This is a genomic window from Kitasatospora phosalacinea (genome assembly GCF_030268885.1).
Taxonomy (GTDB): domain Bacteria; phylum Actinomycetota; class Actinomycetes; order Streptomycetales; family Streptomycetaceae; genus Kitasatospora; species Kitasatospora phosalacinea_C.
Map to the genome: position 1 here is coordinate 1 of NZ_BSSA01000056.1, position 14,395 is coordinate 14,395.

The 14,395-nt window shown below is 68.7% G+C and carries 15 protein-coding genes and 2 pseudogenes; 10 read left to right on the plus strand and 7 right to left on the minus strand.

Translation table 11 applies throughout. From position 1 onward, the window contains the following. The 5 genes from QSK52_RS38140 to QSK52_RS38160 all read left to right on the plus strand — a co-directional run. The coding region (locus QSK52_RS38140) for an adenosylhomocysteinase (protein ID WP_285740882.1) at positions 1-389 on the plus strand (389 nt) is incomplete at its 5' end. 69 nt (positions 390-458) lie between these two features. After that, entirely contained in the window at positions 459-1,640 is a 1,182-nt protein-coding gene (locus QSK52_RS38145; RefSeq protein ID WP_285740883.1) for an acyltransferase family protein, read from the plus strand. 595 nt (positions 1,641-2,235) lie between these two features. Beyond that, a complete protein-coding gene (locus QSK52_RS38150) occupies positions 2,236-3,435 on the plus strand; it encodes a ParA family protein (RefSeq protein ID WP_285740884.1) in 1,200 nt (399 codons plus the stop codon). Continuing rightward, complete coding sequence (locus QSK52_RS38155) at positions 3,432-4,505, plus strand: ParB/RepB/Spo0J family partition protein (protein ID WP_285740885.1); 1,074 nt, start codon at positions 3,432-3,434, stop codon at positions 4,503-4,505. The genes QSK52_RS38150 and QSK52_RS38155 overlap by 4 nt, the downstream gene beginning before the upstream one ends. 217 nt (positions 4,506-4,722) lie before the next feature. Then, complete coding sequence (locus tag QSK52_RS38160; protein WP_285740886.1) at positions 4,723-5,304, plus strand: suppressor of fused domain protein; 582 nt, start codon at positions 4,723-4,725, stop codon at positions 5,302-5,304. 387 nt (positions 5,305-5,691) lie between these two features. Here QSK52_RS38160 and QSK52_RS38165 read toward each other — a convergent pair whose 3' ends face one another. Continuing rightward, positions 5,692-6,021, minus strand: coding sequence for a hypothetical protein (locus tag QSK52_RS38165; protein ID WP_285740887.1), 330 nt, complete (start codon positions 6,019-6,021; stop codon positions 5,692-5,694). A gap of 236 nt (positions 6,022-6,257) precedes the next feature. Between QSK52_RS38165 and QSK52_RS38170 the strand changes: the two genes are divergently transcribed. Then, positions 6,258-6,836 (plus strand): Imm21 family immunity protein, encoded by a 579-nt coding sequence (locus QSK52_RS38170; RefSeq protein WP_285740888.1) that lies wholly within the window; start codon positions 6,258-6,260, stop codon positions 6,834-6,836. Positions 6,837-6,920: 84 nt separating this feature from the next. On the opposite strand, the gene QSK52_RS38175 is transcribed toward QSK52_RS38170, so the two are convergent. From QSK52_RS38175 to QSK52_RS38185, 3 genes are all read right to left on the minus strand, one after another. Beyond that, entirely contained in the window at positions 6,921-7,853 is a 933-nt protein-coding gene (locus QSK52_RS38175; RefSeq protein ID WP_435053485.1) for a hypothetical protein, read from the minus strand. A 125-nt stretch (positions 7,854-7,978) separates the two neighbouring features. Further along, positions 7,979-8,698, minus strand: coding sequence for a Fic family protein (locus QSK52_RS38180; RefSeq protein ID WP_285740890.1), 720 nt, complete (start codon positions 8,696-8,698; stop codon positions 7,979-7,981). Beyond that, the gene (locus QSK52_RS38185; protein WP_285740895.1) at positions 8,688-9,419 is read right to left on the minus strand and encodes a hypothetical protein; all 732 of its coding nucleotides are present in this window, start codon (positions 9,417-9,419) and stop codon (positions 8,688-8,690) included. Before QSK52_RS38185 ends, QSK52_RS38180 begins: the two co-directional genes overlap by 11 nt. Positions 9,420-9,559: 140 nt before the next feature. Between QSK52_RS38185 and QSK52_RS38190 the strand changes: the two genes are divergently transcribed. Beyond that, positions 9,560-9,970 carry a hypothetical protein gene (locus tag QSK52_RS38190; RefSeq protein ID WP_285740891.1) on the plus strand — a complete coding sequence of 137 codons (411 nt, stop codon included), beginning with the start codon at positions 9,560-9,562 and terminating at the stop codon, positions 9,968-9,970. 233 nt (positions 9,971-10,203) lie between these two features. Further along, complete coding sequence (locus QSK52_RS38195; protein WP_285740896.1) at positions 10,204-10,497, plus strand: transposase; 294 nt, start codon at positions 10,204-10,206, stop codon at positions 10,495-10,497. A gap of 506 nt (positions 10,498-11,003) precedes the next feature. Here the strand turns inward: QSK52_RS38195 and QSK52_RS38200 are convergent. Continuing rightward, positions 11,004-11,375: a hypothetical protein gene (locus tag QSK52_RS38200; protein ID WP_285740892.1), complete on the minus strand. Its 372-nt coding sequence runs from the start codon at positions 11,373-11,375 to the stop codon at positions 11,004-11,006. 43 nt (positions 11,376-11,418) lie between these two features. Continuing rightward, positions 11,419-12,972 (minus strand): restriction endonuclease fold toxin-2 domain-containing protein, encoded by a 1,554-nt coding sequence (locus tag QSK52_RS38205; protein ID WP_285740893.1) that lies wholly within the window; start codon positions 12,970-12,972, stop codon positions 11,419-11,421. 132 nt (positions 12,973-13,104) lie between these two features. Between QSK52_RS38205 and QSK52_RS38210 the strand changes: the two are divergent. Both QSK52_RS38210 and QSK52_RS38215 read left to right on the plus strand, forming a co-directional pair. Then, positions 13,105-13,297, plus strand: a pseudogene (locus QSK52_RS38210) (transposase family protein); the annotation flags it as partial. Between the two features lie 70 nt (positions 13,298-13,367). After that, on the plus strand, positions 13,368-13,946 hold the full coding sequence (locus tag QSK52_RS38215) for an SMI1/KNR4 family protein (protein ID WP_285740894.1): 579 nt from the start codon (positions 13,368-13,370) through the stop codon (positions 13,944-13,946). Here QSK52_RS38215 and QSK52_RS38220 read toward each other — a convergent pair. Next, positions 13,927-14,265 (minus strand): annotated as a pseudogene (locus QSK52_RS38220) (transposase); the annotation flags it as partial. The gene QSK52_RS38215 and the pseudogene QSK52_RS38220 overlap by 20 nt on opposite strands. Positions 14,266-14,395 lie beyond the last annotated feature (130 nt).

The following is a 14,395-nucleotide window of genomic DNA, read 5'->3' on the forward strand; positions in this document are numbered from 1 at the left end:
AGATCGACATGGCCGGCCTCGCCAAGCTCCCCGGCGTGGTCAAGACCGAGGTCAAGCCGCAGGTCCACGAGTGGCGCAAGGCCGACGGCCGGACCATCATCGTGCTCTCCGAGGGCCGCCTGCTCAACCTCGGCAACGCGACCGGCCACCCGTCCTTCGTGATGTCCAACTCCTTCGCGAACCAGACCATCGCGCAGATCGAGCTGTTCACCAAGACCGAGCAGTACCCGGTCGGCGTGTACGTCCTGCCCAAGCACCTGGACGAGAAGGTCGCCCGCCTCCACCTCGACGCCCTCGGCGTCAAGCTCACCACCCTCACCCAGGACCAGGCCGACTACATCGGCGTCCCGGTCGAGGGCCCGTACAAGGCCGACCAGTACCGCTACTGAAGCACCGGCGGAAGCCGCTCATCCCGTCTCCCTGACCCTCCGACGCACAACCATCGCCAAGGAGCACACTTGCTGAACCAGCACACCGAAGCCGGACGGAAGCCAAGCACCTCCCCCCAGTCCGACCGTGCGGGCTTCCGCCCGGACATCCAGGCGCTGCGCGCGCTGGCAGTGGCGGCGGTCGTCGTCAACCACCTCTGGCCGACCCGACTCACCGGCGGCTACGTCGGTGTCGACATCTTCTTCGTCATCTCCGGGTACCTCATCAGCGCCCACCTGGTCCGGGAGATCGACCGCACCGGGCGGATCAACGTCCTGGGGTTCTACGCCCGCCGGGCGCGCCGCCTCCTGCCCGCCGCGCAGCTGGTGCTCGTCGCCGTCGTCGTCGCTGCCTTCTTCCTGATTCCGCGCGTCCGCTGGGCCCCGTTGGTCCACGAGGTGATCGCCAGCGTCTTCTACTGGGAGAACTGGTCCCTCACCACGGAGTTCTGGCCCAACCCCGTCAACTTCTACAAGCTCACCGCGGTGACCCACTACTGGACGCTGTCGGTCGAGGAGCAGTTCTACCTGTGCTGGCCGTTCTTCTTGCTGCTGCTCTTCAAGTTGAAGAAGCCCTGGGCGCGTTTCGCCGGTCTCGCGGCGGTGGGTGTCGCCTCCCTCGTGCTGTGCGTCCACCTCACGACGATCGCCCCTGGACCGGTGTACTTCGTCACTCCGATCCGGATCTGGGAGTTCGCGATCGGCACGGCGATCGCGATGCTCCACCAGCGGCTCGTGCTGCCTCGACCGGTGGCAGAGGCGGCCTCGCTGCTCGGCCTCGCCGCGATCCTGGGATCCGCGGTTTTTTTCACCGCCACGACCGAATTTCCCGGCGCCATCGCGCTGATCCCCGCGCTCGGCACCGCTCTCTTCATCGTCGCCGGCACCCGACCCGGGCGGCAGTGGCACACCTTCCTGACCTCATCAGCCCCCGTCCAGTTCTTGGGGGACATCAGCTACTCCCTCTACCTCTGGCACTTCCCCATAGTCGTGCTCGTTCCGTTCGCCCTCTCGACCCACCAGCTCTCCAATGCCACCCTCGGGGGCATCGCCGTGGCGTCACTGCTCCTCGCCTTCCTCTCGAAGCGCCTGATCGAGGACCCCGTCCGCAGGTCCCCCCGTCTTGTCGGCAGTACCGCCCTGACCTTCGCAGCCGCACTGGCTGGCACCGTCGTCGTGTGCCTGACTGCCACTCTTCTCCTTCGCTCCTGAAAGACGGGTCCGCGCGGTCACCGGCTCTGCTCCGTTCTCGGGGACGACGGGGCTGACGTCCACGACGGACGCGGAGGCTGGGGCGTCAACGAGCTTGTGGACGCGGTGTTTCCGGGGGCTCTCGGCCCTCGCCGTCCAGGAGGTGGCCGGCGAGGGCGAAGCCGGGCGGACGCCGCCGAGCGGCTGCTGGTGCTGCCGCGCGAGCCCGGCGCCGTCAGCACCCGCCGCCTGGCCGACGTGGAGGCGGGCACCACCGTGCTGGTCGCTGGAATGCGCTCCTCCACCATGGTCCCGCCCACCCCCTCCGGCTGCCCCGTCCCGTTCCTCACCGACATCGCCTACCGCCTCCACCACTCCCTCGGCCTCCAACGCGCCCGCCACCGCTTCGGCCACCGTGCCGTCACCCCGGCCACGTTCTTGTCGTTCCCCTCGTGGACCAACCTCGGGCGCATCCCGTCGCGGGACAGAGCGCGGACGCTGGCATGGGCTGCCACAGTGGGCAAACCGGCGCATCCACGACCAGCCCTCCCTTCTAGGGCGCGCCGATGTCTGCCCGGGTGCATCAAATCCAGCGCTGCGCCACTAAGGTGACGTCATGGCATCTCCATACTCCGATGGAGAGCGGGAAAAGGTTGCGTCGAAGCTTCCGCCGACTCTCCGCCAAGCACTGAAGACCCGGGCCGCTCAGCTCGGCATCGACATGCAGGTCGCGGTGACCGAGGCGGTCGAGCAGTGGCTGAGCCGCGAGGCCGGCCAGGACGCGACCGTCGACACCGCAGGCGCCGACAGCTTCAACACCTGGCTGCCCACCGGCCTGTACGACACGTTCAAGGCCGAGTGCACGAGCCGGGACATCTCCTTCGTCCAGGGTCTGGCCCAGGCGATCCGCGCATGGGTGGACTCCCACGCTGCGCCGCTGACGGAGTTGACGATCCCCCGGCTCACCCGGCGCTTCATCGTCTGCAACCAGAAGGGCGGCGTCGGCAAGACCACGGTGGCCGCCGGTCTCGCGCAGGCCATAGCTCTCGGACTGCCCGCCACCACCGGCGCATCGAAGCTGCCGGCGATTCCGGGCCTGCGCGTCCTGCTCGTGGACTACGACCCGCAGGGCCACCTCACCGAGCAGCTCGGGTGCAAGCAGATCGCGCCGGGCACCGAGAGCCTGGTGACGCACATGGTCGAGCGCGAGCGCGTCGTCGGCTCCCTGATGGACCACATCGTGCCCATCGCCCCCGACTACTTCGAGGACCGCCTGTTCCTCCTGCCGTCCTCGTTCGAGGCGTTCCTCCTCGACTCGAAGCTCGGCGGCGTCCGGGGGCCCCGCGAAGCCCTCCTGCAGAGGGCGCTGGCCCCGCTCGAGGAGCACTTCGACGTCATCGTCATCGACGCCCCGCCGAACCTCGGCCTGGCCATGGACGCGGGCATCTACTACGCGCACCGCCGCAAGAACGAGGCGAAGGGCAACTCCGGCGTCGTCATCCCCGTCGAGGCCGAAGACTCCTCCGCCCACGCCTACATGATGCTCGACGGCCAGATCAACACGGTCTCCCTCGACTACGAGGTCGACATCGACCGCCTGGGCCTGGTCGTCAACAAGTACGACGTCCGCAAGGGTTACGTCGTCGCCACCGCTCTCGAACAGTGGCAGTCCCTCCAGGATCCGCCGGTCCTCACCGTCGTCCCCGACCTGAAGGAGCAGCGCGAGGCGGTGCACGTGAAGCAGCCGCTGCTGCAGTACGCACCGTCCTCGACCCAAGCGCAGCGCATGCGCGAGATCCGCAGGAGGCTCGGATGAGCATCGCCAAGAAGCTCGCGAGCGCCGGCGGCGGATCCGCGTTCAGCAGCCTGAGCGCCGCCAAGGGAGGCGACCTGGCGTCGGCCGAAGCCCGCAGTGAGGCCCTCGGCCGGGCCCGGAAGGCCTCCAGCGTGCCGCTGACGGACGTCGTCTTCAACCCTCGCAACCACCGCAAGACCTACAGCGAGGAGGCGATCGACGAGACCGCGGCAAGCATGCGGGAGAGCGGTCAGATCACCGCGATCACCGTGGTGTCCCGGATGGCCTTCCTCGACGCCCACCCTGACGTTCCCGAAGAGCGCCTGGGTGATGCGTCATTCGTCGCTCTCGACGGCAACCGGCGCCTGCGCGCGGCTGAGCGCGCCGGCCTGGAGCGGATCCGGGTCGATCTGCAGGACGACCTCGCCCCGACGGCCTCCGCGATGCTCGAAGCCGCGCTGATCGCCAACATCCACCGTGAGAACGTCCCGCCCGTCGAGGAAGCCGAGGCGATCAAGGAACTCCTCGACACCGTCTACAGCGGCAACCAGGCCGCCGTGGCTCGCCGCCTCGGGAAGACCGCGGCCTGGGTCGGACAGCGGCTGGCGCTCCTTCACCTGGCCCCGGAAGTGAGGGAGATGGTGGAGAACAAGGAGATCGGCGTCAAGGAAGCCCGCCGTCTCGGCGCCGCGACCCGCGCCGGAACCCTGACCGCGGACGAGCAGGTCGCTCAGGCCCGCGAGGCCAAGGAGAAGCCGAAGGTTACGGTCGCCCGGCCCCGGAGCGCTGCCGATGTAAACCCGGTTTACCCCTCCCCCGCAGCCCCGGTAGAAACCCCTCCCTCGGCGCCCGAGGTAAACCCGGTTTACACCGAGGCCCGATCGGCCACACCCGAGCCCACCCCGGCACCGGCTCCTGCGACCACCGCCACGCCGTTGGCCACTCTGACCGTTGACCCCGCCGACGCGGACGCCTTCGCGAAGAGCATCCGATCGGCCACCACACCCCGTCAGGCAGCCGCTGTCGCACGCGCCCTGATCGACCTGCTGAACGCCGAGCACAGCGTCGAGCTCTCCGAGGAACCGGCCTGAGGACGACCGACATAAACCCGGTTTACACCGCCACTGAAGCCGACACGCAGTTGGCCTTCTCCACCGCGGTGTAAACCGGGTTTACGTCGGACAGGCCCGATCCACGACTCCCGGGAACGCAAAAAGGGTGTCCTCTGCCACTGAACCTTGGCAGTTGCCACTGCGGGCTGACGGGTCGACGACTGAACAGGTGTTCGGGCCTGAGATCATCACGGCCATGTTCGCAGCGAAGCGCAGACAGCAGGCCATCTCGGCCGTCGAGTTGCACGTCCGAGACTTCTTCGCAGGCCACCAGATTCAGGCCAATGACTATGACCTTGGGCCTGGTCGTCGGGCAGCCGTCCCCGGCCTTCGCATCATCGCGGCCGGCCCGGGCCCTCGTGGCAGGTGCTGGACGTACGTCACCGCTGGTTGCTGGTCCGCGCTGGAGAACGACGGGCACGGGCTGGAGTTCGCCCTGACCGCCCCCGCTGGCGACGTGAGCTTCGTCGACCTCCTCTCGAAAATCGCCTACTACCACGCGGGACACCACCTGGATCTTGAGCACAGCATGCCCATCGGCGGACCGTGGATCCCCGGCTCGTCTTGCGATCACCTGCTCGTCAGCCTGCCCTACCTCCACGGCCCAGGCCTGGAACACTGCCCGCTGCCGGAAGGACATGCCCGCATCCTCTGGACCCTCCCGGTGACGGCCGCCGAAATCGCATTCCGCCGCGAACACGGCCACGAAGCACTTGAGCAGCTCTTCGATGAACATGGGATCGATCCCACAGACCCCAGGCGCGCCTCAGTGGTCTGATCACTCGTCTCCCCCGCTTGGGGCTGTCGGCCAGACTTCAGCGGCAAACGGACAGGATTCCGTGGCAGAGGACAAAGGGGGGCTGCCCCGGCATGATCCCGGGGCAGCCCCCCTTTCTGCGCTTCACGTACTCTGCGGCGCTTCTACAGGAAGGCGAGCTGGTCTTCGTCAGCTCGGGCCCGTCCACGGTGCAGACGTCGTTGTGTTCTGGGCTGTTCCGGTCGTACACAAGGCGGCCGTCGGACCCTTCGCCCCAGCCGCGGCTACCGACCGTGCCCTCTACCAGGTCGCCGCACACCGAGCACTCGGCAGTCCGGCATAGCGACAGAACGGCAATGCCCGCCCTCAAGCGGGCCGCGCCCTCGTCCCGCCAGACATAGCCACGGTTCAGGACCAGGCATAGCTGACAGGCTCCAGCGGCGAGCCGTCGTCGAGGGCGGCGACCACCGCGTTGTGCTCGGCGGCAGTCTTCTGGTCGGTGCAGATGACGTCACCCGTAGTTGGGGGTGCGCGCTTCGACCAGGTTCTGGTCGAAGCGCTCGTCGGTAGCGGCGGGGTGCCGGTGCTCACGAGCACTCTCCCCAGGGCGGCGGTATCGGTGGTGAGGGCCATGCGGTGTCGGGCGGTGGCGAAGGCCTCGGTCCAGTTGCCGGTGCAGGTGACGGCGCGGTCGTCGATGTAGCAGACCGCGCCGAGCTTCTTGTTGGTGACCAGCACGGTGTTGCGGGCGGTCCAATGCGAGCGGGCGGGTTGTTGCCGACCTCGGCGTCGAAGCCGCGGGTCGATCAGCCAGTTGGCGATGTTGGGGTGGTGCTCGCGCGAGCGGGCCGCGACGTTACGAGGGCCTTTCAGCGCTGTCCGTTGTCCGCCGTGCAGATACTCACCCAGGTTCCCTGCTTGTCACCGATCGGCGGCACATTGCGCACATGAGTACTGATCCCCATGCTGTCCGGATGTCCCTCGGCCTGACCTGGGTCAGATCCATGGGTGGTCCGCTGATTGTCGTGCCGGTGTCCGCGCTGCTGTGCTGGGGTGGCTGCACTGAGGACGGCATGATCATCAGTGACGGCGACCAGCCGGACGACTACGACCGGGCCTGCGAGGTCGAGGGTTTGGCCGAGGTGATCAGCGTGCGCGGCCGCAGCGATGTCTCTGCGCTGGTGCTGGGCGACGAGCCCGCCACCACCTGCTACCTACCCGAGCAGAGGGCCTTTGTGCGCTGGCTCGCTGCGGACTCCGACGCTGAGCTGCTTGCCGCTGCCGAAGCGGCGCTGAACGATCCGGTGACGCCGTGGGAGGAGTGCGGCCTGTGGGAGACCGACGGGTCGGCGGTCCTGATGGACTCGGTCGAGGCTGGCAAGGACCTCGGCACCCCCTACCCAGACGGCAGGGGCGAGCCGGACCAAGCCCCCGTCCACCTGCCCGCAGGACGCTGGAGGGTCCGCGCGTTCCATAGGACCGGCGACTTCCCGTGGGTCAGCGTGGTTCAGCTCCTCTTGCAGGGCGACGGCCAGCTGGCAACGGCTCTTTGACCCGTAACATCGAGTTCGCATCCGCAGCCCCGGAGACAGGAACGCTGTGGTGGGTCCGAGAGCTTCGCTGCGACCAATAGGTGCTCACGATCGGTACGCGGCGTCGTAACACCCGCGCAGCCGAGGGTCACGGATCGCGGGCAGCCTGACCAAGGTGTCCCTGAAGGCGCCCGGGTGGGCTTTCAGGAGGTACCAGGGGCGCGACGGCAGAGGGTAGTCGTCGCGCAGGACACCCTTCGGGAGCACACCGGTGACGGGCATCGGCGAGGTCTCCCCGGGGCTGGTGAGGTAGGCCCAGACTCCGCTGTCCAGCGGCACCACTGTCGCCTCGCGGTCGGGCGGCCGCCACGGCTCGCCCGTGACGGGGTGGCGGGGGACGAGGAGAATGTCGGGGCGGGGCCACGGCTCGGGCAGGCCCGGGCCGGCCAGTGCCACCGAGCGGGCGTCAGGTCCCGGCGGGAGGTAGCGGGCCACGGCGTGGCCGAGCAACTCTGTGGCAGGGCCTGCTGGGAGGGTCACCGGATGGTTCTGGGTGGCTGCCACGAGGTGGGCCAGCATGACGCCGACTGCGGTCTCCCAGCGGCGGCTCCACGATCCGTCGGCTTCGACGGGCGGAGCGCGATGTTCGGCGCGTTCCAGGTCCGCCCAGTCGGGCGGCGGGCCGTCTTGAAGTCCCGAGGGGTAGCGAACGACCGCGGCGGGCTCCAGCCACACTGTCTGCCAGGAGCCGCAGTCGTCGATCCGGGTTGCCACAGCCCGTCCGCACCCCGTGCAGGCGAGATTGGGCCCGGCTCGGCCGTCCACGCCCCGGCAGTAGCCCTCACACTTCTCCGGGATCAGAGCCATCGACCTGGAGTCGCCCGGCGCAATGACGATCCTGTCCCGCGCGCCGAAGGAGACGGAGTACACCGGGGCGTAGATCCCCTGCCGGGCAGCCGCCTCCTCCCCGACTTCCTCCCACAACCGCCAGGGCGGTCCGGTGGGCTGGGGATCGACGGCGTACGTTCCCGGCTGCATCAGCGGAGGATGAAGTTCCTCCCGGGCACCGTGGTGGGTGTGGACGGGAAGTGCAACCCGGGACAGCGGTGCCGTCAGCTCAGTGCAGCACCCGGCACACACGAACACGTCCAAACAAGCCCCCCTCACTGCGGTTCACCGGGATTGTGCCTTGCCCGCAGCGGGGGAGCGTCTGGCCCCCGGCACAGGCCCTCGCTCCGACACGAACGCCACTCCCACCGCGTGGTGCACCGACCGCGGGTGGCCCGGATCAGTACGGCGATCAGCGCTGCCAGGTCGAGGGCACCTTCGGGGTCGTCTGCGTAACGCGTTGTCTGCAGCGGTCCCACTTCGTCCAGGCGTACGCCTTCCCGGTCCATGACGTGGGCGAGGACCAGCAGTGCCAGACGGGCGTTGCCGTCCGGGTAGGGGTGGAAGAAGGCGATGTCGAGGTAGGCCCTGGCGGCACGGGCCGGCAGGGGTAGCGACGGGTCGGCGCTCTGGCGCAGGTATGCGGCGAAGTCCTGCCAGGTGTGGGGCGTGAGCCCGTAGCGTTCCCGGCCGCCCTTGGCGTAGGCGTCACTCCGGCGCAGGTGAACCTCGTCCGCGCCGAGGACCAGCTTCTGCCAGTCGGCCAGGAGGGCCGTGGTGAGCGGTTCGCCGCGTGCGACCGCGGCCCGGGATGCGGTCATCGCTGAGAGCAGGCGGTCGGCCCGGTCAGCGTTGCGGAGGCGGACCGGGCCGTCGAACCACGCGGCGAGTCCGTCCACGGCGGGGTGCACCGGGGTCGGGTCCGCTCCGGCGGCCGAGGACCAGTCGACCTGTTGCCTGATGTGGCACCAGGTGGCCAGCGCGTCATCGCTCACGGTAGAACCCGCGGCCGGTCAGGCCGATCGCCAGGTCCTCGCCGACCGTGTCGACCAGGGTGGTTGCGGGGGCGACGTGGCTCTTGAAACGACCGCCGATGGCAGCGTCCACCGCTTTGCTTGCCTCGTCCAGACCCAGACCGGTGGAGGTGAGGAACCAGGTCAGCGTCGTGCTGCAGAGCCCGTACCACCCCCCTTCGGCGTGAGTGCTGTTGAGGACCGCGGTGACCAGGCGGGTAACGGCGCGTTCCAGGTGCCAGCTGCGGTCCTCTGCGTTCGCGTCCGGATGCGGTGCGAGCTGTTGGAAGCGCTCGGCGATCTCCTCCAGCCACTCGCGCCACTCCAGCAGACAGGTCACGACGCGCTCGGCGGTCTCCTCCGCCTCTCCGACCGAGTGCGAGGGGCAGCACCAAGTTTCAACGGGACCCCCGAAGTGGTTCGAATAGTCCCAGCCGCAGGCCCATCGGCCGTACCGGGATACCAACAGCGCGGTGACCCGGTCGGTAAAGCGCCAGCCCGTCATCCGGTCCGGATCGGCCGCGCGGTCGGCTTCGGAGGGCACCATCGGAACGATCAGGGCCGTCAGCCGTGCCGCCTCGCCCTCGTTCCAGTCGAAAACGTTCCGATGGGGGTCTGCGGCAGGCCACGGCAGGTCCCGAACGAATTGAATGGTCGTGGTGTGCCTCCGGAGCCGCACGTGACGGAACAACCGCCCGATCATGCCCACCAAGCGGGATCCTGTCACCCCATTTATTGAGCTTGAAGCGTGAAGTCGCCTTTCTCTCAGCATGATTGAGTTGCGGTCCCGGGGCAGGCACTGCGGCACTAGGCAAGCTTGAGCGCATCGGTACGATTCGACACATGCACGCCAGGGTGATGCGATCTGATTTTCGCCGTCTGACGCCGATTCGTGAGCCGCGGGCGTTGTCCGAGGTTCCGCAGCGCGTGTGGGAGCCCGGGGAGTGGGAGCGCATCCAGCGCGGGTTCCGTGCTCGTGCCATGGAAGACCGGTGGCACATCTTCGCCGAAGGCGACCGGCTCTTTCTGCACCGCAGCTGGCGCGGGGACGGCAGGTACGAGGCCACGTTCGTCGAGGCCCAGGGCGGCCACCAGATCTCCCGCGTGCTTGTCGAGGACGCCGAGCCGCGGTTCCCCGGGGGCTCGGATCACGAGGTCTGCCTCCTGCTGGAGATTCTCATCAACTCGATTCTGCTCGGGGAGCAGACGGAGGAGCAGCGTAGACGGCTGTCGGATCTCCGTTCGGCCGGGTAGCGAAATGGGTATCCGACGCGCCGCCGGCCGTCCTCACCTCGCTCGGCGGCTCTGTACGCGAACCGGCAGGACCGGTCGCCCCGGCCGAGGCGATGGTGCGCCGCGTCCTGTAACGCGTCGACGGCGACGCCCTCGACGCCGCGATCGGCACCTGGTTTGCTGGCCGCGAGCCAAGACCAGTCCAGGCTCGGGACGAGCAGCCTCTGCGTGCGCTGGCCGTCGACGGCAAGACCATCCGCGGCGCCCGTCGCCAAGACGGCACCCAGGTCCACCTACTGGCCGCCATGACCGCAGGCGGCCAGGTCATCGCCCAGCGCGAGGTCGACTGCAAGACAAACGAAATCACCGTCTTCAAGCCCTTGCTCACCCCGCTCGACCTCGCCGACACGGTGGTCACCTTCGACGCACTGCACTCGCAGACCGAACACGCCCGCTTCCTGGCCGAGGACAAGCAGGCCCACTACATCGCCGTGATCAAGGGCAACCACCCCACTCTTCGACAGGAACTGAAGCGGCTGTCGTGGTGAGAGGTGTCCTTGCAGGTCAGGACCCGTGCCACCGCGCACGGCCGCCACGAGATCCGTCGCATCAAGAGCTGCACCGTCGCACGCGGCCTCGATTTCCCCACGTCGCCCAGGCCGTCCAGGTCGTGCGCCGCCGCCAGACGGTCACCACCGGCAAGGTCACCCTCGAACGCGTCGGCGTGACCAGCCTGCGACCCCACCAGGCGTCCCCACGGATCTCGCCTCATGGGTCCGCGGCCACCAAGGTATCGAAAACCAGCTGCACTTCGTGCGTGACACCACCTTCGCCGAGGACGCCTCCCGCGTGCGCACCGGTACCGCTCCCCGGTCGATGGCCAGCCTGCGCAACCTCGCCATCGGCGCACTCCGGCACTCAGGGCACGACGACATCGCCGCCGGGCTCCGCCACCACGCCCGCCATCCTCGCCGCCCACTCACCATGTTCGGTATTACATGACCAAACCGTACAGATCGCCGGAACGACGTCACCCTGGTCCGGTACGCCTGTGCTACATGCCGAAGTCTTCGGCTACCTGCTCCGCGTCGGCCTGGACGTCGAAGGGCTCCGGTGTGCCGTCGTAATCGGCCCACCAGATGGCAGGGGTGGTGGGGGCGAGGTCCCGCAGGAGGGTGTGGATGATGACGACGGGTACCCTGAGCGGTTCCTGGTCGCGGAAGGCGAAGAACCGAAGGTCGTCGTAGAAGAGGATCTCGCAGTGTTCGTCGCCGACCCGGACGTCGATCTCCAGGACATCGCCGGGCACCACGCCGGCGGTGCTCTCGGGCCAGCGCCGCTGAACGGCCTCGGCGACCTGCTGTTCGGTGAACGGCCAGGCCGGGACGACGGATCGGTCGGCGCTGACGTAGAACTTGGATCCCACGGTGTCCTCTTCCAAGACGGGCGGTCGGGCTGACGGCATCGCATCAGGGAACCACGCGGGTCTCCCCGGGTACGTGCTGGGCGGCCATCAGTGCGTCGAAGTAGGCCGCGGACTTCTCGTCGTTGGTGACGACCTCCAGGTGGTTGACCTTGTTGCGGGGGTCCTGGAAAGCCGAACCGTACCGGGTGATCTCGAACGCCTGGTCCCTCATCGCAGGCTCGTAGACGTAGGGCGGGACACCGTCGACGTTGCCGAGGCGGAACGGGGACTTGCACCCCTTCTCCTGGCCGACGTACTTGGCCTCGATCGCCGCGCCGTCCTCCGGCCGGATGCCGTCGGCCTGCATGGTCGACTCCTCGCCGGGCTTCTTGGGGTTGGGCACGGTGGTGTACAGCTCGTACTGCGTGCCGCCAGCGACCCGCAGCTCGTACGCGCGCCGAGCATCGATCTTGGGCTTACCCGTGGGGCCAGGAGCGGTCGAAGTCCTGCCGTCGGCGGCCATCTGCGCCATCCAGACGCGCACATCGTGCTGCTGCGCAGGCGGGAGGATCGGGAAGGCACTGGTGGGATCCGGTGGCAGGGGGCCGATGCCCGGGGCGGCGAACGGTGAGCCCGGCGGGGTGGGGCCGGGCGCGGCCGCGGCGGGGGAAGCGACGGCCGCGAGCGTCAGCGCGGCACCCCCGGCAACGGTGATTGGCACCAGGGCGGCTGCGGCCGCGTCCACGATCGCGGCCGCCTCGGCCAGGACCGCGACCTCCGCGCTCGTCTCGATCGCGGCGGTCAGCGCGACCGCCGCGGCTCCGGCCTCGGCGGCGATCGCCGCTTCCCCGCCCGCCGCCGCCACGTCGGAGACGCCGAAGGTGAAGACGGTCAGCGCGATACCCACGACCGCCACACCCGTAGCGGCGAGCGCCAGGTTCTCCAGCGTGTCGCGTAGGTCCTCGATGCCGGAGGCATACGACTCGCACGCCTCGCCCAGCTGGTAGGAAACGTGCTGCATCGTGTTCAGCAGCGGGCCCGAGGTAGCGCACCCATCGTGCACCTTGGCCCAGTTCGCGGCCATGCCGTCCACCGCCTGGGCAGTGCTGCTGGAGGTGACCGCGCGGATCCGGGCATCGCCCTCGGCCCCGAGCTCGCTGAACAACTGCGCCGCGCGCTTCCAGTCCTGCCCGGCCTGCCGCAGCTTCGCAGGGTCGCCCTGCGGCCAGAACTTGCTGACAATCTCCCGCACCGCCCAGTTCTGGTGCCCGACCGCGGTCGGGATCTGGACCGTCCGGGGCTCCTGCTCGCACTGCGGCTGCGACGACTTCGGCAGCTCCTGCGGCTTCATCAGGCTCTCGGCGATGTCCGCGTCGGTGCGGATGTAGTTCATCGCCATCGAGTAGAGGCCGTTCGCGGTCCCACCCAGCTGTCCGTACACGCGGCCCAGCGCGTTCACCACGGACTGGGCGGCCGGGTCGTACTTGGCGGCGAACGCCCTCCCGGTGTCGTCGTCGCCGGCCATGCCGGCCGCGTCGTCCAGCGAGCCGACCAGCCCGCTGTAGATCTGTCCGGCCCACGCCTGGAGATCGGTGAACCCTGCTGACGAGATGATCATTTGTGTTGGATCGACGTGGAACCCAGTCATGCTCGCCCCCCAGTGAGCCGTAACCCGAGCCGTACGGTAACAGAAAGTGCGTTTCCAACCGCAAGCAGTGTGTTCGCGGGAGCTGTGCGCCGTCACCTGCGAGTCGCGGAGATTCGCGGTCTGCTCGTCCGGCGCGGTTTTGCGGTGCCCGACCGTCCCGGGATCCGGCTGCGGACCCTCGCAGATGTCTTCGCCTACGTCCAGGCCGAGGGCGTGGTCCTGCGCTTGGACGCCACCGAGGTCCAGGTTCGCCACCCGCCACTGTGGCGGGCGGCGAACCTTCGTGTCAGGTAAGACGTCGTTTCCTTTGGTTCCTGACAACGGGCGGTCGCGTCGGCGTCGTACCGCTGTGGCAGTCTGCTCGGGTGGATGATCTCGTTGGTACTCAGGCACCGTGTCGCCGTCTGACCGTTCCGAACGAGGCGGTGGTGGAGCTTGAACGGGCTGTGCCCGGTCTTGCGTCCCATCGTCTCCCGGTACCTCAGAGCTTTGACTGGTCCCGATTGGAAGGTGAGTTGGGGACGGCTCTGCCTGCCGACTACAAGCTGCTCTGCGAGTACTACCCCCGCTTCGAGCTGAGCGACTTCATGTGCGTCAGCCGACCGATGCCCGGCGAAGAGGTGGCGTGGGCGCACGGAACCCACGAGACACTGGAGATCATCGCCGAGTGGTGCGAGGACGCTGACCTGGCCGTGCCGATGCGCCCCTATCCGGCGCCGGGCGGTCTGCTTCCCTGGGGCGGCTCCAACCAGGGGGACTTCTTCCTGTGGACCACCGACCCTGCTGGGCCCGAAGGCTGGATCGTCACCGTGGCCTCACGCAACGGCGACTGGTGGCACTACACCGGCGGAGCTGTCCAGTTCCTGGCCGATCTGGTCAGCGGTGCCCTGGAGCCGTGGGCGCTGCCGAGGGTCCGTCCGGAGATCACCTGGGTGGACAGGTGAGGCGGCGGTAGCAGATGAGGGTGGCCGCGATGCCGGCGAAGGCGAGGAAGTGCTCGGCCTTGCGCTCGTAGCGGCGGTGCAGGCGCCGGCATCCGGAGAACCAGGACATGGTGCGCTCGACGACCCAGCGGTGACGGCCCAGGCGCTGGGACGATTCCACTCCCCGCCGGGCGATTCGCGGGGTGATACCACGTCCGCGCAGCCATCGTCGCAGGTGGTCGTAGTCGTAGCCCTTGTCCCCGTGGAGCTTGGCGGGGCGGCGTCGGCGCGGTCCCCGGCGGGATCGGATGGGCGGGATGCCGAGTACCAGCGGCTCCAGGGCCTAGGAGCTGTCCGGCCGATCATGTGACTGTCGCCTGGTCGGATCGTTGTCCTGTGTATGGGGCGGGGTGAACGCGGTGATCTGTCGGACGCGGAGTGGGAACGGCTGCGGCCGTTCCTGCCCGTGA

Excerpts from the sequence above, each read along its gene's own strand:
- QSK52_RS38150 (WP_285740884.1), top strand. The coding sequence starts at position 2,236 with ATGGCATCTCCATACTCCGATGGAGAGCGGGAAAAGGTTGCGTCGAAG.
- QSK52_RS38175 (WP_435053485.1), bottom strand. The coding sequence starts at position 7,853 with ATGCAGCCGGGAACGTACGCCGTCGATCCCCAGCCCACCGGACCGCCC.
- QSK52_RS38205 (WP_285740893.1), bottom strand. The coding sequence starts at position 12,972 with ATGATCATCTCGTCAGCAGGGTTCACCGATCTCCAGGCGTGGGCCGGA.
- QSK52_RS38155 (WP_285740885.1), top strand. The coding sequence starts at position 3,432 with ATGAGCATCGCCAAGAAGCTCGCGAGCGCCGGCGGCGGATCCGCGTTC.
- QSK52_RS38160 (WP_285740886.1), top strand. The coding sequence starts at position 4,723 with ATGTTCGCAGCGAAGCGCAGACAGCAGGCCATCTCGGCCGTCGAGTTG.
- QSK52_RS38170 (WP_285740888.1), top strand. The coding sequence starts at position 6,258 with ATGTCCCTCGGCCTGACCTGGGTCAGATCCATGGGTGGTCCGCTGATT.
- QSK52_RS38185 (WP_285740895.1), bottom strand. The coding sequence starts at position 9,419 with ATGATCGGGCGGTTGTTCCGTCACGTGCGGCTCCGGAGGCACACCACG.
- QSK52_RS38190 (WP_285740891.1), top strand. The coding sequence starts at position 9,560 with ATGCACGCCAGGGTGATGCGATCTGATTTTCGCCGTCTGACGCCGATT.